Origin of the sequence: Geofilum rhodophaeum (assembly GCF_002210225.1) — a bacterium.
Classification (GTDB): domain Bacteria; phylum Bacteroidota; class Bacteroidia; order Bacteroidales; family Marinilabiliaceae; genus Geofilum; species Geofilum rhodophaeum.
In genome coordinates, this window is sequence record NZ_MWUJ01000018.1 from 20,742 (window position 1) to 40,116 (window position 19,375).

General features: G+C 44.7%; 19 protein-coding genes. 12 read left to right on the forward strand and 7 right to left on the reverse strand.

Going from position 1 to position 19,375, the window contains the following annotated elements:
* Nucleotides 1-171 precede the first annotated feature (171 nt).
* The 12 genes from B4W65_RS14005 (at nucleotide 172) to asnB (ending at nucleotide 12,314) form a co-directional block, all read left to right on the forward strand.
* The gene (locus B4W65_RS14005) at nucleotides 172-960 is read left to right on the forward strand and encodes a PAAR domain-containing protein (protein WP_088655793.1); all 789 of its coding nucleotides are present in this window, start codon (nucleotides 172-174) and stop codon (nucleotides 958-960) included.
* Nucleotides 953-4,237, forward strand: a complete 3,285-nt coding sequence (locus tag B4W65_RS14010) for a toxin VasX (protein ID WP_088655794.1) — start codon at nucleotides 953-955, stop codon at nucleotides 4,235-4,237. Before B4W65_RS14005 ends, B4W65_RS14010 begins: the two co-directional genes overlap by 8 nt.
* Nucleotides 4,238-4,239: 2 nt before the next feature.
* Nucleotides 4,240-5,319, forward strand: coding sequence for a hypothetical protein (locus tag B4W65_RS14015; protein ID WP_146697794.1), 1,080 nt, complete (start codon nucleotides 4,240-4,242; stop codon nucleotides 5,317-5,319).
* Between the two features lie 120 nt (nucleotides 5,320-5,439).
* Nucleotides 5,440-5,799 carry a type II toxin-antitoxin system RelE/ParE family toxin gene (locus B4W65_RS14020; RefSeq protein WP_088655841.1) on the forward strand — a complete coding sequence of 120 codons (360 nt, stop codon included), beginning with the start codon at nucleotides 5,440-5,442 and terminating at the stop codon, nucleotides 5,797-5,799.
* Nucleotides 5,786-6,085 carry a helix-turn-helix domain-containing protein gene (locus B4W65_RS14025; RefSeq protein ID WP_088655796.1) on the forward strand — a complete coding sequence of 100 codons (300 nt, stop codon included), beginning with the start codon at nucleotides 5,786-5,788 and terminating at the stop codon, nucleotides 6,083-6,085. The genes B4W65_RS14020 and B4W65_RS14025 overlap by 14 nt, the downstream gene beginning before the upstream one ends.
* Nucleotides 6,086-6,485: 400 nt before the next feature.
* Nucleotides 6,486-7,118 (forward strand): NADPH-dependent FMN reductase family protein, encoded by a 633-nt coding sequence (locus tag B4W65_RS14030; protein WP_146697795.1) that lies wholly within the window; start codon nucleotides 6,486-6,488, stop codon nucleotides 7,116-7,118.
* A gap of 16 nt (nucleotides 7,119-7,134) precedes the next feature.
* The gene (locus B4W65_RS14035) at nucleotides 7,135-7,830 is read left to right on the forward strand and encodes a hypothetical protein (protein WP_088655798.1); all 696 of its coding nucleotides are present in this window, start codon (nucleotides 7,135-7,137) and stop codon (nucleotides 7,828-7,830) included.
* Between the two features lie 198 nt (nucleotides 7,831-8,028).
* Complete coding sequence (locus B4W65_RS14040; RefSeq protein ID WP_088655799.1) at nucleotides 8,029-8,226, forward strand: hypothetical protein; 198 nt, start codon at nucleotides 8,029-8,031, stop codon at nucleotides 8,224-8,226.
* An 11-nt stretch (nucleotides 8,227-8,237) separates the two neighbouring features.
* Nucleotides 8,238-8,678, forward strand: coding sequence for a helix-turn-helix domain-containing protein (locus B4W65_RS14045; RefSeq protein WP_088655800.1), 441 nt, complete (start codon nucleotides 8,238-8,240; stop codon nucleotides 8,676-8,678).
* A gap of 18 nt (nucleotides 8,679-8,696) precedes the next feature.
* The gene (locus B4W65_RS14050; protein WP_088655801.1) at nucleotides 8,697-9,173 is read left to right on the forward strand and encodes a protein-export chaperone SecB; all 477 of its coding nucleotides are present in this window, start codon (nucleotides 8,697-8,699) and stop codon (nucleotides 9,171-9,173) included.
* A 114-nt stretch (nucleotides 9,174-9,287) separates the two neighbouring features.
* Complete coding sequence (locus tag B4W65_RS14055) at nucleotides 9,288-10,460, forward strand: glycosyltransferase family 4 protein (RefSeq protein ID WP_088655802.1); 1,173 nt, start codon at nucleotides 9,288-9,290, stop codon at nucleotides 10,458-10,460.
* Between the two features lie 3 nt (nucleotides 10,461-10,463).
* Complete coding sequence (asnB, locus tag B4W65_RS14060; RefSeq protein ID WP_088655803.1) at nucleotides 10,464-12,314, forward strand: asparagine synthase (glutamine-hydrolyzing); 1,851 nt, start codon at nucleotides 10,464-10,466, stop codon at nucleotides 12,312-12,314.
* 6 nt (nucleotides 12,315-12,320) lie between these two features.
* On the opposite strand, the gene B4W65_RS14065 is transcribed toward asnB, so the two are convergent.
* From B4W65_RS14065 to B4W65_RS14095, 7 genes are all read right to left on the reverse strand, one after another.
* On the reverse strand, nucleotides 12,321-13,367 hold the full coding sequence (locus tag B4W65_RS14065; RefSeq protein WP_088655804.1) for a glycosyltransferase family 4 protein: 1,047 nt from the start codon (nucleotides 13,365-13,367) through the stop codon (nucleotides 12,321-12,323).
* Nucleotides 13,364-14,689: an O-antigen ligase family protein gene (locus B4W65_RS14070; RefSeq protein WP_240509583.1), complete on the reverse strand. Its 1,326-nt coding sequence runs from the start codon at nucleotides 14,687-14,689 to the stop codon at nucleotides 13,364-13,366. Before B4W65_RS14070 ends, B4W65_RS14065 begins: the two co-directional genes overlap by 4 nt.
* Complete coding sequence (locus B4W65_RS14075; protein ID WP_088655805.1) at nucleotides 14,686-15,849, reverse strand: glycosyltransferase family 4 protein; 1,164 nt, start codon at nucleotides 15,847-15,849, stop codon at nucleotides 14,686-14,688. Before B4W65_RS14075 ends, B4W65_RS14070 begins: the two co-directional genes overlap by 4 nt.
* Before the next feature lie 14 nt (nucleotides 15,850-15,863).
* The gene (locus B4W65_RS14080) at nucleotides 15,864-16,871 is read right to left on the reverse strand and encodes a glycosyltransferase family 2 protein (protein WP_088655806.1); all 1,008 of its coding nucleotides are present in this window, start codon (nucleotides 16,869-16,871) and stop codon (nucleotides 15,864-15,866) included.
* Nucleotides 16,872-16,892: 21 nt separating this feature from the next.
* Entirely contained in the window at nucleotides 16,893-17,849 is a 957-nt protein-coding gene (locus B4W65_RS14085) for a glycosyltransferase family 2 protein (protein ID WP_088655807.1), read from the reverse strand.
* A 27-nt stretch (nucleotides 17,850-17,876) separates the two neighbouring features.
* Nucleotides 17,877-18,701, reverse strand: a complete 825-nt coding sequence (locus B4W65_RS14090) for a hypothetical protein (RefSeq protein ID WP_146697796.1) — start codon at nucleotides 18,699-18,701, stop codon at nucleotides 17,877-17,879.
* Between the two features lie 89 nt (nucleotides 18,702-18,790).
* Nucleotides 18,791-19,363: a CatB-related O-acetyltransferase gene (locus tag B4W65_RS14095; RefSeq protein WP_088655809.1), complete on the reverse strand. Its 573-nt coding sequence runs from the start codon at nucleotides 19,361-19,363 to the stop codon at nucleotides 18,791-18,793.
* Nucleotides 19,364-19,375: the final 12 nt, after the last annotated feature.

The window sequence follows — 19,375 nt, forward strand, 5'->3', positions numbered from 1 at the left end:
TGATGTATACCATCTGCGCCATCCTAACATAATAATTAATAGTTCTTGTTTAAAACTCAGCATGTCAGCGTGTTGAAGTTCGTTTTGCAGCGCTTTTTCGTGAAATATTTCACTATATTTGGTAGCTGAAAATGTTGAAAACCTTAACTGTTCACTTTAACCCAACTAGTTATGGCAGGAAAACCCATTGCCACCCTGGGCAGTATGCATGTATGCCCCATGTGCACCGGCCTTGTTCCACATGTAGGCGGACCCGTAGCCGGTCCCGGAGCCCCCAACGTACTTATTAACGGAAAACCAGCCGCCCTGGTGGGCGACATCTGCGTGTGTTCAGGTCCCCCCGACACCATAGTACAGGGCGAACCCACCGTCTTGATCAACGGCGTACCCGTGGCCACTATGGGCAGTATGACCGCACACGGCGGGAGCATAGTCTCCGGCGAGCCCAATGTAATTATAGGCTCCGGCACCACATCCAAGCCTACCACCATAATGCCCGTTAAGCAAATCCCCTTTCCGAAAATCCGTTTTGCCGATCGAGTCGGCGCCGCCATTAAGGGCAAGAGTGGCGAGCTCAGGCAAGCCAAAGAAAATCAACAGCAGCTCAAAGAAGAAGCCGCCAGCGAAGAGGCAGCGCAAAGCCCCAGGCTGTTTAACCTTAAGTGGACCTACGAAGAAGCGTCAACCCGCGATGCCCAGCTGGAAGAGAAGCTGGTGATGACCACCGAAGTAGCTGGTATTGACGACGGAGCCACCATTGTTTTTGCTGTATATCAAAAAGCAGAAAAGGCCGACGAAGAAGATCTGCTCCTTGGCGAAGCGGAGGGCAAAGTCAGCGACCATAAAGCCAGTGCCGAATGGGACTTTAAGCCGGAAGAGTTGTCCGCCCAGGCGGACCACGACACCCTCTCCGAAGAAATGGATTTAGGAAACTATTATTTTACCGTACGCCATGAGTAGCACCGCCACCATTAACGATACCGAACGGCCCGAGGTAACCGTATTGCGTAAAAGCATTGTCATTCATCCGCTGAGGTACACCCTGTTTCGGAAAAGTCCTTTTCTGGGAATGGCCCATCGGTTTTTTCCCTTTCCAGATGCTTATGGAGAGGTTACAGGGCTGGCCTTTGACGGGCAACCTCAAATTAAAGAAGTCAACAGTTCTAAAGGCGTATTACAGCAGGAGGCACTGCAGGCTACCATTCAGCAGCCTTCCAGCACCCGTGTAGCAACGTATTATCACAGACCCTATACCCACTTGCAGAAGGAGACCGAAACCGATAAACTGGAGGTGGGAGATTTGGAGGAACCCGCGACAGCAGGCCGTTACGAATACCAGTTTGCCGCTGCTCCCGTTCGCCCCGGATGGATTTATGTGTTCAACGAAGAGGATAAAGTGCTGCGCGAGTACGAAGTGATTCAGGGCAATGGTCAGATTCAGTGCAAGCTAATGCGCTACAACAAAGCAGGCGAGACCCAATTCAAGGAAGCAGAGCGGCAACAAAAGGCCTATAAGGGCATTCCAGTGGATCCTGAAACCAAAAAACTCCGGATGGAGTTTTTTGAAATCCGATGGGATGAGACTTTATCTTCCAAAGTACTCCAGGGCCGAAAGCAAGATTTTATCGAGGGCTTTCAGCTTTTTGATGTACAGCAATGGGTGAACCAGGAAGGCACACAAAGCGGCGTGTTCAGTCGCGACGACATCCCCGAACACTACCTGCCCAACACCAGCGACACCCTGGGTTTTAAGGACCTGTACAAGGAAAGACTCGAGGACAAGGTAAACCCGCTGCATCACCCATTTGTATGTCTGCACGATCGCCTGGGAGCCGCCAACGATATTTGTCACGACCTGTATCAACTCGAAGCCCTGCACGAAGCCCTTATCCACAACCCCAAAACCGGAATACCCCTTGGTGAGCTGCTCAGCGCCTTGCTTGAAGATCCCTTAACCGGAGTGGAAACAGCCAAAGCCCGGTATCAGGCAAAAAAACAGGGGCATCACAATTTTGAAAGCTACGAAAAGCAGTATCTGTTGGCCGCAAGTACCTTCAGCGCCATTCAGCTGGAGCTGGAACGTTTGCAATACACCCAGGCAGGCAGTGCCGAAGCCATTGATGAACTCAATAAACAGAGAGCGAAAGTCGATTGGGCGGCCATAACGCAGATTTTACAAATCAGAGCACGCAAGCACATGCGGGTGAACATCAACAACACCCGCAGCAGTTTGTTGACTTTACTGCAAAGTGACTACTATCAACACCTGTTGCTGGCCGAGTTTAACGACTATGCCGACCGGCTGCACGGCTTTAAAGGAGAATTGATTACCCACGATACGATGTTGGCACGCGAGCCCCGGGCCCGCGATGCCGACATCGTGCTGTTTTATCAGAAACGCATCGATTTAGACCAGTACTTTGAACAAAAGCTGGCTGCGGATTCTCCATTCAGCAAGCTGATGGAGCAGGAAGTAAATGTGGGAGAAAAGATACTCAGCACCGCCGAAGGCGGTCGGCAAATACTGAGCATACTCGAGACTTACATCAGCTACTGCAAGGGCGAAAAGGAAATCAAAATCATTACCAAGTATCTGAACAGCATTAAGCTTAGCGATTTTGAGTTTAAAACCGCCCTGGCCACCCTCGACGACATTCTGGCCTATGCCGAGGAAATAGGACTGGCTGGCGTACTTTCCGGTCAGCGTTCAAATGATAAAAATATCATTTCCAGAACCATTTTGGAGGTGCTCGATTCCGGAGAAAGCATCCCCTACATAAGAATTGCGCCCCGAGCCACAGCCGCCATCCGAAAAGTCGATGAATTGCTGCAAAAAGCCAAGCTCGAAGAAGTGGGTATGGGACTGGCCGTTTTCAACCTGGTGAACAGCATCAGAGCCACCCAGGAAAATGATGGGCGCAGCGCAAGCCATAAAGCCGTAGCCATTGGCGCAGCCTCCTTCGCCGTCACCCACAGTCTGGCCAGCTACCTTTATGCCCGCAAAGAACTGTCGAAACGGCTTATTGGTCGTGCAGTAAGCAAAAAACTGGTGACACGGATCGGGTACGTAGGCGACTGCCTAACCATAGTGGAGTCCATTTTTAATATGCGCCAGGCATTTTTAGAGAAAAACGAGATGCAAGCTTTTGCTTACATGGGCGCCGCTGCCGCCGCAGCCGCCAGTCTGGTCTTTAGCGTAAAAGGCGTTTCAATAAGTCTGAGTGCCATCATGGCCAGCGGAGCAGGAGCAAGTGTCGCCGGAACCGTCCTTCTGGCTATATGGCCCATTTTGGTTTTAGCTGCGCTGACCATTTTCTTTGCCTGGCTGACTGCATCGACAGCTTATTCGCCCCAGGTCCTTTTTTATGCCAATTACCTGTTTAATCTGGATGGCCTAAAAGACCTAAAGCTGAACTACGCCGAGCTGACTTGTGAGGCCCTTATGGCTGAAATTGAGTCCAGCAAAAACGAGATCATATCCAAGACCTTTGCTCATTTTCGCGATTTTGACGCGGCCATCCGGGAGTTCGAAAGTTTGTACCCCATGCTTGTCATCAATGCCAATTCTGAGGATCAGCAAAAGGGTGTTTTGGTATATGATGGCAGGCGGGGAGCGGATAAGCAGTTTGAAAATAGGGTAGAGGTTATAAAATTTGAAGGACAGTTTTTGCAATTCTCGTCAGACATGGCGGTGGAGTATGGCCTGCTTTCTGTACGGCCCGATAAGCAGCGTGGTAATGGCGTGGGAGTCTTCTTCACCGGCTTTGAAAGAGTGGAGTTTTTTAAGAACAGTCTTCGATTTTCTATTAGATATGATATCAGATCTGTTTCGGAGGAGCGATTTTATGACGATGCCTGGTTTCTCATCCGCTTAATACTTAATGAAGGACAGGGCCAGTATTGGCCCATTACTGCGAATAATCAGCAAGCAAGATACTACGTTGTAAAGGCCAGGTTAAAAGAAAGTGGGGAGGTGAAAGCCGACCTAAATGATTTGTACAGAACGTCTGTAGGTAGAGAATATTCAAGGTCCTCAACAGATTTTTTAAACAAAGAAAACACCCGTGAAGCATTTGAGGACTATCAAAAAAGAAAGACCTTAACCATTTGGAGTGTGGATGAGTTTATGGCTGAAACCGGCTTACAACCCGGGCGCATAAGCACCATCAAAAGGTTGAATGACGAAGTTAATCCGGAAACCGAACGGTTTATCACCAATTTTTTTAAATCAAAATGAATATGATAACAAAGAAGCTTATTTGGGCAGGGATGATTTTGGTTGTTTTAATGGCGTGCCAACAGCCAAGAAAAAAAGCTGCGGTTCACTGGGGAGAGCGCCCAAACGTGGAAGATCACTTTATTGAAGTTGTACCTTTAAAGGGAGTGGATGGCTTGCCCGATACCAATGTGGTTGTGGTGGGTGATGGGCCGGAAAAGCAACAGCAGTATGCGGCGAGCTTGAAAAAGCTTGATGGCCTGATCGCTGAAATGGCCAGGAAGGTTGATTCTTATGAAGACCAGCCCGTGTATTGGGTGGAGATACACAGCGGAGGATTAGCAAGTACCCTTTTGGAGCTTAATGGAATTCCGTTTTCGTATGCTTATACCACCAGGTATAACGAATTTCGTGTTGATTTGATAAATCCTTTAATTGAAAAAAGTGGTGAGCAGAAGTTGAAAATCAGAGTTTTTGAAAATGCAGGTCTGGACGACAGCGACTACTTTTTTCTGCGCGTAGGTTATGCCCCGGATATTCGTCAGCGTGAAAGTCAGCCGCAGTATTTAACGGACTCTATTAAAGTGCCTGCCTATGCCCAGGATTGGCTCACGGTATATTGGGATACCACCATCACCTTTCAGGCCCAGGTGCCCTGGGATTACAGCGAGCGGCTGGCCAGGGCCACCGATTTGCGCACCCTGCCCAATTTGGAGGAGCAAGTGTTGAAGAAGTACGAGCAGTTGCGCCAGAACTTTATCGATTGCGATGTTACCGAGATAGTTAAGCAGTCATCAGGTAAGGTAAAACGTGAGTATGAAACGAATTATATTGCTTCCGGAGCGCTTATGCTGAACGATATTAAGCGTGATTTAACCATTTATGCGCCCAATCACCCTGATAAGGTTGTTTACCCTATATCTTATTATGAACTGGCGCTTTATAAGGATGGTAAATTGGTGCAATTGCGAGGGCGTGAAAACAAGAAAGGGGCATTAAGGACTGTTGAGTACAATACCAATTTCCAAGAAGAGCCCTTTGATGTAAATCATAATTTTTTGCTCTACCTCCCCGAAGGAGCCACTGAGTTGCAAGTGTATTAAGGTTTTCTTGGTTGCACAATTAAATCCCAATTCTGGGCAGGATGGTTTTAAATCCTGATCTGGTACCTGCATGCTTGCATAAATGCCACTTATAAGTTAACTTTGTAAATGTCCTTTATAATGGAGCGAGTCCGAACAGTTGTTGCATATAGAAATTACTTTAAAGAATTTCTACTCGAGCAAACACCTAAGGTTCAAGATAAGATCTTTAAAATTATTGAGATAATTGAATTTCAGGAAAGGATTCCTAGCAAGTACCTGAAACAAATAAAAGGAGCACAGGGCTTGTATGAAGCAAGAATTTCTTTTAGTTCTGATATTTGGAGGGTTTTTTGTTTTTTCGATAAAGACAGATTGGTCATCCTTTTAAATGGATTTCAAAAAAAAACACAAAAGACCCCCAAAAGTGAAATTGAAAGAGCTGAAAAGCTGATGAACGAGTATTTTTATAAAAAGGAGGATAGATATGAAACAGAATGATACGACCACCTGGGACGAATTGAAGGATGATGTATATGGTAAGATTGGAACAGAACGACGGGATCGTATAGAGCGTGACTTCAAGTCGTTGAGAGTCGGCCTTCTGTTGAGAGAAGCAAGGGAAAAGAAACAGATGACACAAGGTCAACTAGGGGAAATTATTGATAAGAAGAGAAGTTACATATCCCGGGTTGAAAATGATTCCAGTAATATGACGCTTAAAACACTATATGATATAGTTGAAAAAGGCCTTGGAGGGAAAATTAGAATTCAGATTGAGCTTTAGGGCTGAAAGCTGATGTTTGATTTCATCACTTAAGCCATTCCGGCTCCGCTTTCAATAATTTAATCAACTCCCGGTTGAAGGCCTCCACGCCGAGTTGATTCAGGTGGTGCGCGTCGTAAAATGGAGGGAATCGTTGAGTAACAAAAGGTCGTTGAAGTTGTAATAGCGTGTTTATTCTGCATCCGAAAAATCGAGAAATGCCAACTTTAAGCACCAGGATCAGGAACTGAACCTCAGCACCAACAGCAATGGGGAAATAATTGTAGAAGGCCGCCGTTTGTTTGTCAGGCCCGGTAGCGGGGCCATCTTTTCAGTAGCTGCCACCGATGACAGCGGGAATAAGCTCCTGAGCAATGGCTTTATTCAAACGGAAAGGCTACTCCACTATGTAGAAGTCAAAATGAATAATCTGAAGTCCATTGCCTCCAATTTGAATCCTTTTGTTCGTGAGTTCAAACGAAATGGAGTAATCCTAAAGGATCTGCCAACGGTTAACATACCGCACCTAAAAAATATTGACACCCGTGCCGACGTCAATACTTTTCTTCAAAACATACAAACTGCATTGGTAAACTCACCGGCTGTCAACTACAACCCTCATTGTGTAACCATTGCCTATACCGATCATTTGGCGGTGAAGAAAGTGTTTGAAGTTGAAGGAATAACAAGAGGAGGCGCTGATGGGAAGATAAAGCTTCAAATTGCTGATTTGCACAGTGGTGACCAGTATGCTTTGTGGCATAATTTAGATGGTACAGATTGGCTTGTCAGCTGTGAGTTTAAACCTGCAGATGGTAGCAAGGCCATACCTATTGGCATCGAAAAATGCAAAATTTATGAACGAGTTGGCTTTACCGGTTTACACGACACTGTAGAAATTGATGTTAGTACATTGCCCAGAAAACAAGGGGAAATAGAAATGAAAGTCAATATTGTTGACAGGATGCGTGGAGGTGCGGTAAACGGACACACCTCTTTCTGTGATCACTGCTCTGATGCCTTGAAGAAAGCAGACTTGAAAAATGGATTATAACTAAGCTCTAATTCTTATGCAAATAGTAAGTGGTCTTTTTTGTCAACAAATGAAATCATTATTGCCCTTAATCCTTTGGATGCTTACCGCATCCACTTCATGTCAAACCCTAAAACAAGATAGTGCTATACCAGTATCAACCATTCAGTTCATCCCCGAAACATTTAACGATTTAGAGTTGGGATTTCTTTCCTCAGATTTTAACCCTTGCTCCCCAATGTATCCTGAAAGCGCAATTAGCCAGCTTAGAAATGAGCTTCGAATAAATGCACCGAAAAGAATAATTTATAATTTGAAAAAGTCTGGTGATACCGTAAGGCCTGTAATCCCGGTTTGTTTAGCATCCGTTATTACGCTGAGACGGACCTATAAATACCCAGATTTGTCAGAGGAAGTTTTTTTTATTCGTAGAGCAGATTCTGATTTCTGGTTTTCAGGAAAAGTTTTTGATGAAACACTAGAGGATGGTACTCCAATAGTGCAACCACCCTGGCAGCAAGAGATGGAAGAAGAGAAGCAGAAAAGAATTGAAGAAGCACAAAGCTATTCAGAGGAAGAACTTGATGAAGGCCAAGCGGGGGGAGAGTATCGGAATTTGAACCTAATGCAATATGTTGACATGCCCTTTAAGCCGGGTGTTTATGAAATTTATTATACGCTTAAGGGGCTTGAATCTAACCGGATTCAAGTTGAGATTGTATTTGAGGAATAGTTGTATTATGCTTTGCATAGAGCAAGTGCAAATGGTTTGGGTATATTATATCGACAAGTTTCAAAGCTGCCACGTGTCACGAAAGGTCCGCCACAAGAACCTTTAATATCAATCATTGAATTTGGTGAAATGCTGTGATTGTTAAATGTTAAAAAAGTTAAATGCATAGCAGGTAGTTAACCTATAGCTTAACTTCGCATGGAGAGAAAAGCCCAGATAATACAAAGCTCAGAGGATGGCAAGCGGAAAATTGCTGTTGATGAAGAGAATGGGGAATCTATTTTTGAATTCCTGGAAGAGAAAAAACTGGCCAAAAAGTTTGCAATGATATGTGAGCTGCTTATTAGGGGCATAAAGAATGCGGATTTATATGGTAGGGAAGAGTTTGATACATAAAGTCGCCAGCTATGAGTATAAAATTGAGTAAATCAGATCATATCAAGGAAAAGTTTAATTCCTTGTTTAGTAGTATTTCTGAAAAGGATAGGTCTGATATTGATGCCAAGGTGTTGATGTTCCGCTTTTTGGAGATAGTCGAAGAGGAGCGTAAGCAAAAGAATTTTAGTAGAAAAGACTTGGCTGAAAGTATGGGCGTTAGTCCTGCATTTGTTTCGCAATTGTTTAATGGGGACAAGCTGCTTAATCTGGTCCATTTGGCAAAACTACAGAAAGCTTTGGGCATCGAGTTTGAGATTAAAAATGAAGCCATCAGGGAAGAAAATTTTAAAGACTATATTCCCAAAGGAGATGGTAAAGGAGTATGGGTTTATAAACCATTCGTTGAACCTGATTATGAAAAAATGGAAACGCTGCCCGAGGCTGGCGAGTGTTTTAACATTGTTGCATAAGACTTGAACAAATTGAATATGGAAGCAAAAGAATCGCCAATTAGACTTTTGAACTTTATGGTTGTTGGGATGGAGTATAAATTCATCCCGCCTGCAAAGAAGTCAATGGCAAAATCTCCTGATTCTTTCTTTAAGGATTATGAAATTGATATTGATTTTTCAAATAATGCTGTAGATGAAGAGCAGTTCTACGTGTTTGCTAAAATTGAGGTTAATAATTCAGGCAAGCCCAAACCCGGATATAAAATATTTATTGAAGGAGGAGCAAGGTTCTTAATACCTAAGCAAACAGAGGGCGAGGAAAAAGTAATTAATAACTTGAGGTTTTTCTCTTCAGTTAATATAGTTGTTGGTTATTTAAGAGCTGCTATTAGTACAATGACCGCTTCAGCGCCAATGGGCCCCTATCTGTTGCCTCCAGTTGACATGCAGGATTTGTTTAGACGAAAGTCACAGAACACATCTGACGAAGGTCAACCGTCCTCCGCTAAGTGAAGACCTTCGTCAGGATATGCGTTTGGTGTCATAAATACTTATCTTTGCGTAGCCATATAAGCGGCATGCAAAGGGTCTTTTTTACAGCCATTGCGATTAGGAAAAACATTAGGAGTGAAAGCAAACACCACCAAAAAGCGTATTCTAGTTTTTATTGACTGGTACCTGCCCGGGTATAAGGCGGGGGGACCGGTACGCTCTATGGCCAATATGACGGCCCATTTGTCGGACACCCTCGATTTTTATATTGTAACACGCAACTCCGAGTACGGAGAAGTCGCCCCTTATGAAGGCATACAGCCCGACAGGTGGACCGACTTAGCCCAGGGCGTGAAGGTCTGGTATTGCAGTGCCGGAACACCCTCTGTCGGCCTGTGGAAAAGATTGATCAAAGAAAGCCGGTGCGAAGTGGTTTACATCAACGGCATATACTCCCCGCTGTTTTCCCTGTTGCCCTTGCTGGCAGCAAAGCTGCTGAAATTTAAGCGGGTAATTGTAGCACCACGGGGCATGTTGGCCAACAGCGCCATTAACGTAAAGCAAGGCAAAAAAAAGCTGTTTTTGGGAATATCCAGATTGCTGCCAATCTACAATAAGGTGGTATGGCACGTAACGAATACACAAGAAGGGGAGCAGGTAAAAGCGCGATTTGGAAATGAAGCTAAGCTTGTTGTTGCAAATAATCTGGCTCGGAAGACTGAGGCTGCTTTTGAAGCTTTGAGCAAAGAGAAGGGGCAACTTCGCGTATGCATTCCAGCCCGTATAGCACCTGAGAAAAACACCTTGTTTGCCATCGAATGTTTGCAGCATGTCGGTACGGAAATTGCGCTGCAACTCGACCTCTACGGCCAAATATATAATCAGGATTACTGGAGGGACTGCCAGGCGCTGATTCAACAACTTCCGGCCCATATACAGGTGGCACACAAAGGCATTGTGGATGCAGAAATGATCCCAGACTTGTTAAAAGATTATCACGCTGTTTTCTTACCCAGCAGGGGAGAGAACTTTGGTCACGTAATTCTCGAGAGTTTCATGGCCGGTCGCCCCGTTGTTATAAGCGACCAAACCCCCTGGCGCAACCTGACTGAGAAGCAGGCAGGTTGGGATTTGCCATTGGCTGATCAAGCTGCATTTGCTGAAACGCTGACACGCCTGGCAGCCATGGCACAGGACGAATACGACCAATGGTGCAAAGGGGCCTGGGCACTGGGCGCAGCGTGCAGCAACGATTCCTCCTTATTGGCGCAATATAAAGTTCTATTTACAGGGAATAGTGAAAGATAGCCTATGTGCGGAATAAACGGAATTGTTAGTCACACCGCCACCGAAAAGGAGGCGCGTATCCATTGCATGAACGAGCGCCTGGCGCATCGCGGACCCAACGATAAAGGCAGCTGGGTCGACGACACCCTTGCCCTGGGCCATCAGCGCCTCTCCATCATCGATTTATCCGCTGCCGGTCACCAACCCATGACCTCGGCTTGTGGGCGCTATGTAATGGTGTACAACGGCGAAGTGTATAATTTTCAGGAACTCCGCAAGCAGTTTGCCTATCCCTACCGATCGCAGACCGACAGCGAAGTGCTGTTGGCAGCATGGGCACAGATGGGCAAAGCCGCAGTACCCCTTTTTGAAGGCATGTTTGCCTTGGCGGTGTGGGACAAGCAAGAACGGAAGCTTACCTTGGTGCGCGATCGTATGGGCGTAAAGCCCCTCTATTACAGTCACCAAAACGGCCACTTCGTATTTTCCTCCGAAGTCCGGGCCCTGTTGGCATCGGGACTGGCAGAAAAGAAGTTGTCGGCCACTGCCCTGGTCGATTACCTGCGCTACCAAACCGTGCAAACCCCGGCAACCATCCTCGACAAAGTACAGATGCTGCCCCCCGCCGGTATCCTTGAGTATTGGCCCGACCGCCAGGAGCTGAAGCAAGAAAAGTACTGGACGCTGCGCAAGCTTAAGCCAGCGCCCACAGGCAGCTACGAAGAAATCAAACAGGAAGTCCGCCGACTCTTTTTCAAAGCCGTGGAAAAAAGACTCGTGGCCGATGTGCCCTTTGGCGCCTTTTTATCCGGCGGCATCGACTCCAGCGCCGTAGTCGGCGCCATGGCCCAACTGGCCAGTCGCCGCGTTAAAACCTTCAACATCAGCTTTGCCGAAGAAGCCTACAGCGAAGCTCCTTATGCCCGATACATCGCAGAGCTGCACCAAACCGATCACCACGAGATACAGCTGTCGCCCGCTCACTTCCTGGAGCACCTACCCGCAGCCCTCCAAGCCATGGACCACCCCAGCGGCGACGGTCCCAACACCTGGATGGTATCCAAAGCCACCAAAGAAGCAGGTATAGATATGGCGCTGAGCGGACTCGGAGGCGATGAGGTATTTGGCGGCTACGCTATTTTTACGCGGATGGCCCAACTGCAGAAAATGAAAGCCCTTTGGCAACTGCCGCCGGCTTTGCGCCGACTGGCAGGCAAAACCCTCATGGCCCTAAAGCCCGGCGTGGCCAGTACCAAAATGGCCAGTCTCCTCGCAATGAAGCGGTACAACTTCAACAGCGCCTACGTGCAATCGCGCCAGGTGCTCAGCGATGCCCAGATTGCCGATCTGCTCACCCAGCCGCTGCCAGGCAACCATTTGCCGGCAGACTGGTTACAGCAAAAAGGATGGGAGGGAAGCGACAAGCACCTGCTTAGCAGAGTCTCTGCTGCCGAAATGGAGACCTACATGCAAAACGTCTTGCTGCGCGACAGCGACCAAATGAGTATGGCCCATGCACTGGAACTTCGCGTTCCGTTTATGGACCATCAATTGATAGAATACGTGCTGGCCTTACCCGACCAGATCAAATATCCAAGTACCCCCAAAAAGCTGCTCGTCGACAGTCTGCCCGACCTCTTACCCGACTACATTGTAAACCGCCCCAAAATGGGCTTTGTATTTCCGTGGGAACACTGGCTCAGAAACGAGCTGCACAGCTATGCCGATGAGCGACTGAAACTGCTTGATAAAAATGAGGCCTTCCGAAAAGGCGAAATATTAAAACTGTGGAACAGTTTCCTCAAAGGCGACCCCAGGGTCACCTTTTCACGCATTTGGCCATTGGTCGTGCTGGCCCAATGGAGTAAGGAATAGTTGCTTTCAGCTTAACTGTGCAAACGACAAGCAACGCTCGGCCCAGGCAGCGGGACTGTGTTTTAGTCCCTCAGACCGACTTTTTTCCGCCATGGCTTTCAATTCGTCCGTGTCCATTTGGATGATCTTGCGGAGTTTGCTTTTTAAATCCCGGAAGTCGTTGTTACGGAACAAAAAGCCATTTTTGCCGTCCGCCAGAAACTGCGTAGCCGCACCCACCGCATCCGATACCACCATGGGGAAGCCCGCAGCAGCCATTTCGTGGACCACCACGCCCCAGGGCTCGAAGCGACTGGGGAGGACAAACACGCCCGTCTCGCGCAACACCTCCTTTAACCGTTCCGGTTGCAAAAAACCCAGGTGCTTAATGCTCGGGTGCTGCACCCTTTGCTCAAACAAATCGCCCGTGCCCACGCACCACAACTCCCAAGCGTGCTGCTCCTCCTGAACCAGTTCCAGCCAAGCCCGGAACAGCAAATCCAGACCCTTCGCCTTAATGTAGCGCCCCACATACACAAAACGCCTGGGATAGTCCCCGGCCTGCGTACGGTAAACTGCCTCCGGAGCAAACAGCGGCACATCGGCCGAGTAGAAACCCGTTTGAATGCGCTCCGCTTTAAAGCCCAACTTTAAAGCATAGTTTTTTTGTGGACTGCCAGGTACCCAGGCGTGTGAAAAGCTGCGATGCAAAACCCACGGCGCCAAAACGCGCATCAACTGCTGCTTGGGGCCCCCCAGCCAATGATTGTCCATACTCATTACCGTAGGCACCTTCCCTTTAAAGTGCCGGCATACCCTCAGATAGGCCTTATCCACCCAACCACTGGCCACCACCACATCAGGGTTCAAATCCCTGGCCAATTGCAACAACTCGGCAGACTTGTAATTGCTGCGCTCGTACACCCTGGCCGCATCCGGAAAAGCAAACTCAAAAGGCGCCTCCTTATTCACCGGCCAGCGGACAATGTGCACCCGGTGACCCCGCTGGCAAAGTTCTCTGACCCCCGCCACAAAATAGCTGGCCAGCTCGGTGTATAAAAAGAGGATGGTCATTGCGTTACAGGGCTGGTATCCGCAGCCGGATACAGTTGAGGATAAAAATAAGGATTGGCCAGCATCGAGAGAATAATGACCAACACAATGGTAAAAGGATTCAGGGAGGCCGTTAACCACGATTCTACCGAAATAGAAAGCAACAAACCAAACATAACCGCCCATACCATAGGGGTGAATTTCGCTGCCTTAATAAAGTTCACCAGCCACCCAAACGAAAAAAGTACCAGTCCCACCAGTCCCGTATCCAGCCACATCGTGAGCCAACTGTTGTGCACATTGCCCTGGTGCCCGTGTTGTTCAAAGTAATCCTGATATTGTGCCAACACCGTCTCGTTGTAGGTAAACCCTTTGCTGAACCAGTAGTTTTCATGAATGTGCCGCCACGCCACCTCAGCCACCACCACGCGTCCCGACCCCGTATCTAAAGTCTCCAGGCGAAAGTAGTCCTCCAAGTTAAGGTAGGTCACAATCTCCACAAAATTGGCCATTACCAGTTGGTAGGAGGCAAAGACCACCGCCATGGTAATAAAGCCCAATATGGCATCGCGCCTAAGCAGGAACCAGCCCAAAATGAACAGTAAGGAAGAAAAAATACCGCCCCGTGAACCCGCGAACACTGCAGATAAGCCAATCAGCACATAGACCAAAATCTTCTGCCAATTGGTAAACAGTTTTTTGTGAAAAGCAGATACAAAAGTAAAGAGCATTAAAAACACAAAACTGTAAATTCCCAAGCCATTGGGGTTGCCCAACATGCCGGAAAATCGTTCGCCTTTAAAGATGACAAAGTCGGGCATTACAAAACGCAAGACCAGTCCCAGGGCCAAAATTCCTGCCCCCATCAAACACAAATGAAAAAGAAAGCGTTCCCGCTCGTATTTCAGTAACAGAAAAACCACCCCGGGGACTATTAGCAGCAAAAGAACGTAGGACAGAGTCTTTTGGAAGCCATAGAACATGAGCGGATTTTCCAATAAAGAATAGAAAGCCAGCACAAAAAAAGCAATGAAGGGCTTAATAAAAGAAAAACCTTCCTCTTTTTGCGGGAAGGTTATGTAGAAGAACGTCAGCGCCAACATCAATACCGATTTCAGGCTTTGCGCAAAACCAAAAACAGCCTGCCGGCTGTCACTTAAAGTCAAGATCAACCAAAAACCCAAGAGCAGCCAAAGCCACTCTCCCTTACGTTGCAGTAGAAACATGTGTAAGGGTACAGCCAGATAGGCCACAGGACCTGTGAAAATGCCCAAAGCTACCCAGAAAAGGAGGATGAGGTAGTTTTGTTTCTCGAGTAAGACGGTACGCAGCAGTTGAATCATGGGCGATTTTCGATAATCTTTTTGATTTCAGCAATGGTCAACTCTGCCACCTTATCCCATAAGAACTTTTCCTCCACTCTTTTTATCGAAGCCTTTTTCATTTCGAGCAGTTGTTCAGCGGGCAAAGCAATCATTCGTTCGATGGCTGCTTTTAGTTCGGGTTTATTGCCTGGTTCGATAAGAATGCCATTAGTTGCATCAACTTGTTCGCTTACAGCCCCCACATCCGTGGCAATAATGGCACAGCCACTGGCCATTGCTTCCAAAATAACGGTAGGCATGCCCTCGCTCCATGAAGGGCATATCAGAACGTCACAATTGCGCAAAATCTCCTTGATCCGATTTTCGTCGTTAATGGCTCCGAAATACTTGACATTAGGCAAGTTCTTAATTTGCTTGTTTTCTGGTATCGGGCCGATAAAATGTAGTTGGAAATCTTCTTTTATGTTGCAAACAACTTGATTAAGCTCCTCTACTCCTTTGAGTCTTTCATATCTGCCTATAAAGACAAAATTTAAAATTGATAAATTTGGTTGTAATAATGCACTATCCTTTAGCCATATCTTCTCAATCCCAATCGGTATTTCTCTAATTTTCTTTGAAACGCCAATAGCTTGTAGAATTGAAGTTATTTTGCCCCCCAATGATATAACATATTCAGACTTTTTGATGTTTTGTAAAACAGCTTGTCTAAAAAAGTAATAAGAAAAGTGTGACTTAATGTTTGGGGCAAGCTGAAACATGTTATAGCCATGGAAGTTTATTATTGTCGGAATGCTTTTCCAATTAGGCTCTGTACCTCGGTTAAGGAGATGCCATCCAGAAAATCCTTGTATGTAAATTAAGTCAGGTTGAGTGTTGTTGTTTAAAATGTTATAAACATTTTTTGAATATAAATATGACTCAAAGAGGTAATGTCCCGGAAATTTTCTAACACTAGGGAGGGGGACTAGGTTTATTTTAATACAATCGTTCTCCAAATTTAGATTAGAAGTGTTTGCGACCTCTTGTATTGTAGTTACTTGAGGTATATATAGGTGTATTATTGCATTGTTTTGTGAAAGATACTTTGATAGAAAATAGCTGTGCTTCTGCATTCCTCCAAGTTGGAGAGGGTAAATTCCATCCGTTAGTAGAGCAATTATAAGCTTCTTATTCATTTAATAGCAGGCTTCTAATGGAATTTAAATTTTAACTGAAAAATCTTTTTGTATAAGTAGTTGAAGCCTTTAATGTTATAAAAACCCAGAGCATACATATTATTGTACCAATTCAGTAATTTCCTTGATGATTTGGTGAAGATAGGGCAAGACTCTGTAAATTCCGTGATAGATGCAATTATTTGATCGCACTCTTTCTTTTGAATTGATTTGTTTGATAATGAGTAGTTTACTTGTGTCAGGTAACTAAACAAAGTTCCTCTTAGATTTCGTTTAATTGTTGGATTCCGTATTTGTTTGTCAAAACTACTTATGTATTGTTTTACCCCTTGATACATTGTTTGTAGTCCTTGAGCCTGACTTTGCTTCGTCCTTTCATTATCTATGCGATAGAAACACTTTGGGGTGGTGTTGTGGACTATTTTATATTCCAGCCCCTTTTGTAGTAATGCCCGAGTATGGAACTCCACATCTTGTAAGCGCGGAAACGATTCATCGAAACCATTTAATTTGTTTTTCACAAAGGGGGTTCGCCATATTGGTGACATTATATTCCAAGGCAGGTCATGTCTTAAGAATTGTTTAAGATGGTCTCCTTTTTTTGTACGCCATACCATTGTGCTATCACCAATCGCTTTATAAAAAGTGCCAACCGGGAATACTGCAAAGTCCAAAGTGGTATTATCTTGCATTAGGTTTACTCTTTCTCCAATGCAATCCTTTGTCATAAGGTCGTCGGAATCAAAGAAAAACAAATAATCTCCTCTTGCATTTTCAATCCCGATGTTGCGACAAGTTGATCCTCCTTTCGGGAGGCGATTTCTTTGGAAGAGCTTTAGTCTTGGATCATTACTGACCAAGTTGCTAATAATTTCAACAGAATTATCTGTAGAACCATCATCAACAATAATGGCTTCCCAATCTTCAAAATCTTGTTCTAAAACAGAACGAATTGATTCTGCTATGAACGTGGCTTTATTGAAATTGGGAATTATTATTGAAACGACTGGAGGGGGAATCATTTGACTTTTCTGTTTTTGTGCTTAGCGTAATTGTGCAGAAAATCGTTCAAGGGCTTGCTTAAATCTTTCAGTATAGTTAAAGCCCAGTGCCTTAAATAGGAACAGGTAAGTTTGTGTTGAGTGTTCCTGTTTTGGTGATGGCTTATATCCATTAGGAAAGTATGCTTTATACAGGTATATGGCTGTGTCTAGTCCATCCGGCTTTTGGTTACTGATGATCTTAAGAATGCCAAACAGTCTGTCGTTAAAAAACGCCTGGTGGTTGGCATATAGTTTTGTCTCGTTTTCTTTGATCCAATTTAGGATTTCAACACGCTTATTGAAGTAGCGAACCCAATTATCCTGCGGGTGCTTGGTTGAGATTTGTCCGGTTTCCCGCTCTTGGATAATGGTGAGGGGTTCAGCATCAAAAATCACCTGACTGTTGATTTGTAACAGTCTGAACATTAGGTCGGCTTCCTGACTGCTTTTCTGACCTTCGTCCCAGCCATTAATCTGATTTATACAGGTTTTGTTCCATAAATTGGAACTTGTGATTCCTAAATTTGTTGTGAACAGACTTTTAAAGGGATGGTCCTGCTTTGGAATTGAAATTGTTGATTGTCCATTGATGTGTTTTTTTCTGGACGCAGCAGCTAAAAAACAAACCTCGGGTTTGTTTTTTATTAGGTGCACCTGATGTTCAATTTTTTCGGGAAGCAACAAATCATCAGCATCCAGGAATTGAATCCATTCTCCCTTGCTGAGCACTAAACCTTTGTTGCGAGCAGCAGGGGCGCCGGGCTTTAGTTCTTTTTCGATAATGAGGCTGGGGTAGGTTTCTTGCAGTTGCTTAAGCTTTTGCCAGGTATTGTCGGTGCTGTTGTTATCTATGCATAGTACTTCAATGGGTTTGTAGGTTTGTGCAAAGGCCGAATGGATGCATTCTTCGATGTAATCTTCTACATTATAACAAGGAATAACAACAGATACAAGCATAGCAATTGAATAAGTTTGACTATGAAACTAACCCTCCTTTGTTGCTAGAGTAGAATGGACATGAGCGCTACTGAAATTTCTAGTTAAATACTTCTCTATGTCGATTCGTTTTCCTTGATTCCACAAGACTAGTAATTCCTCCACTGTTATATTCCCTGATTCATTGTTGTTCTCTGTTTGGACCTTATTCCAAGGGAAGTTGACTAACACACTATTGTTAAATGAACAGCCAAGTTTCTTAAAAAAATAGTTGTTAAATATTTGGAGTGCCCACTCTAAAGAATTTGGTGCTGTAAAATTAATTAGTCTAAGAGCAATTTCAATTTCTTTCCTTGTGAATATATGGCCGTCAACTGATAAAGGATAGCTCCAATAACTGTTATTCTCAATCCATTTCCATTGAATTAATTGATCATCATAATCATAATTGGAAAATTTTGGCTGCTGGATTGTTCTCTTTTTCATAAAACTGTAGGTGATGTTTTTTCCCAACCTTAAAGAGGGGATATAGTAATCAGTATTAACTCTAACTATTGCACCTAGATCAAAATTTTTAGTGATAAGAATATCGTCAACCAGAAAAAAAAGCTTATGGGTGTTTATCATTTTCACAATCCTTATTAGGTCATTTCTGAAGTTATTTTCCCTGATAAATGCTACATGGGGGTGTCTATGTTTTACTTCGTTGTAGGCATTCTCAAATTCTAATGTTGTTGCGGTAAAAAGAACGTATAATGGTTCTTTGTTTTTAATGAACTGGTTGTATGAGTTAAGTAGGCCATCTAATTGCAGCGGTCTATCTTTAGAAAATACGATTCCTGCACAACTGTTATTCTTGACACTCTTACTCATGTGGTAAAGAATGATTAAAAGTCTGTTCAGTATAAAATATTTTATTCGTAGGGAAATACGAATAGGAGGCTGGTTGTTAGGACTCATGTTTATAGTAACTTGCGTAGTTCTGTAATTCGTTTCAAGGCTTCTTTTTTTTCATATTGCCACCAGCATGATTCTTCGATTTTTTCAATCATTTCTTTTTTAAAGCGGTATTTTATTACTCTTGCAGGTGAGCCAACAGCAACTGCATATGGCGGTACGTCTTTATTAACAAAGGAATTGGCCCCAATAACTGCGCCATTACCAATTGTTACACCTCTTCTAATAATCGAGCCGACTCCTATCCAAACATCATTTCCTATTATCACATCCTTTTCAGTTAGTTTTTGATAAGCAGACTCTAGAAAAGCGCAGTTAGTTGAGATATCATTGATGTTATGTTCTCCATTTCCTATGCTGACATTGCTTCCTATTGAACAGTATCTTCCAATTGTGGAGCGTGTAACACTGCTGTTGAAAGAGATATAAGTGTTTTCTCCTATTGTGGTATCCGCTGAAATAATGCAATTAGGTTGTATCACAACATTTACATATCGTGTTGCTTTGTTTCTTTTTATTTTGAAATAGCAATTTTTGATAAATTGCATTGCTGTTTTTGTTAGGTTTTCTATGAACATCAGCCCTATTTT

Coding starts and splice junctions, on each gene's coding strand:
- B4W65_RS14015 (WP_146697794.1), top strand. CDS start 4,240: ATGATAACAAAGAAGCTTATTTGGGCAGGGATGATTTTGGTTGTTTTA.
- B4W65_RS14030 (WP_146697795.1), top strand. CDS start 6,486: ATGAATAATCTGAAGTCCATTGCCTCCAATTTGAATCCTTTTGTTCGT.
- B4W65_RS14085 (WP_088655807.1), bottom strand. CDS start 17,849: ATGCTTGTATCTGTTGTTATTCCTTGTTATAATGTAGAAGATTACATC.
- asnB (WP_088655803.1), top strand. CDS start 10,464: ATGTGCGGAATAAACGGAATTGTTAGTCACACCGCCACCGAAAAGGAG.
- B4W65_RS14090 (WP_146697796.1), bottom strand. CDS start 18,701: ATGAGTAAGAGTGTCAAGAATAACAGTTGTGCAGGAATCGTATTTTCT.
- B4W65_RS14050 (WP_088655801.1), top strand. CDS start 8,697: ATGGAAGCAAAAGAATCGCCAATTAGACTTTTGAACTTTATGGTTGTT.
- B4W65_RS14040 (WP_088655799.1), top strand. CDS start 8,029: ATGGAGAGAAAAGCCCAGATAATACAAAGCTCAGAGGATGGCAAGCGG.
- B4W65_RS14035 (WP_088655798.1), top strand. CDS start 7,135: ATGCAAATAGTAAGTGGTCTTTTTTGTCAACAAATGAAATCATTATTG.
- B4W65_RS14045 (WP_088655800.1), top strand. CDS start 8,238: ATGAGTATAAAATTGAGTAAATCAGATCATATCAAGGAAAAGTTTAAT.
- B4W65_RS14080 (WP_088655806.1), bottom strand. CDS start 16,871: ATGATTCCCCCTCCAGTCGTTTCAATAATAATTCCCAATTTCAATAAA.
- B4W65_RS14075 (WP_088655805.1), bottom strand. CDS start 15,849: ATGAATAAGAAGCTTATAATTGCTCTACTAACGGATGGAATTTACCCT.
- B4W65_RS14025 (WP_088655796.1), top strand. CDS start 5,786: ATGAAACAGAATGATACGACCACCTGGGACGAATTGAAGGATGATGTA.
- B4W65_RS14070 (WP_240509583.1), bottom strand. CDS start 14,689: ATGATTCAACTGCTGCGTACCGTCTTACTCGAGAAACAAAACTACCTC.
- B4W65_RS14020 (WP_088655841.1), top strand. CDS start 5,440: ATGGAGCGAGTCCGAACAGTTGTTGCATATAGAAATTACTTTAAAGAA.
- B4W65_RS14095 (WP_088655809.1), bottom strand. CDS start 19,363: ATGTTCATAGAAAACCTAACAAAAACAGCAATGCAATTTATCAAAAAT.
- B4W65_RS14065 (WP_088655804.1), bottom strand. CDS start 13,367: ATGACCATCCTCTTTTTATACACCGAGCTGGCCAGCTATTTTGTGGCG.
- B4W65_RS14005 (WP_088655793.1), top strand. CDS start 172: ATGGCAGGAAAACCCATTGCCACCCTGGGCAGTATGCATGTATGCCCC.
- B4W65_RS14010 (WP_088655794.1), top strand. CDS start 953: ATGAGTAGCACCGCCACCATTAACGATACCGAACGGCCCGAGGTAACC.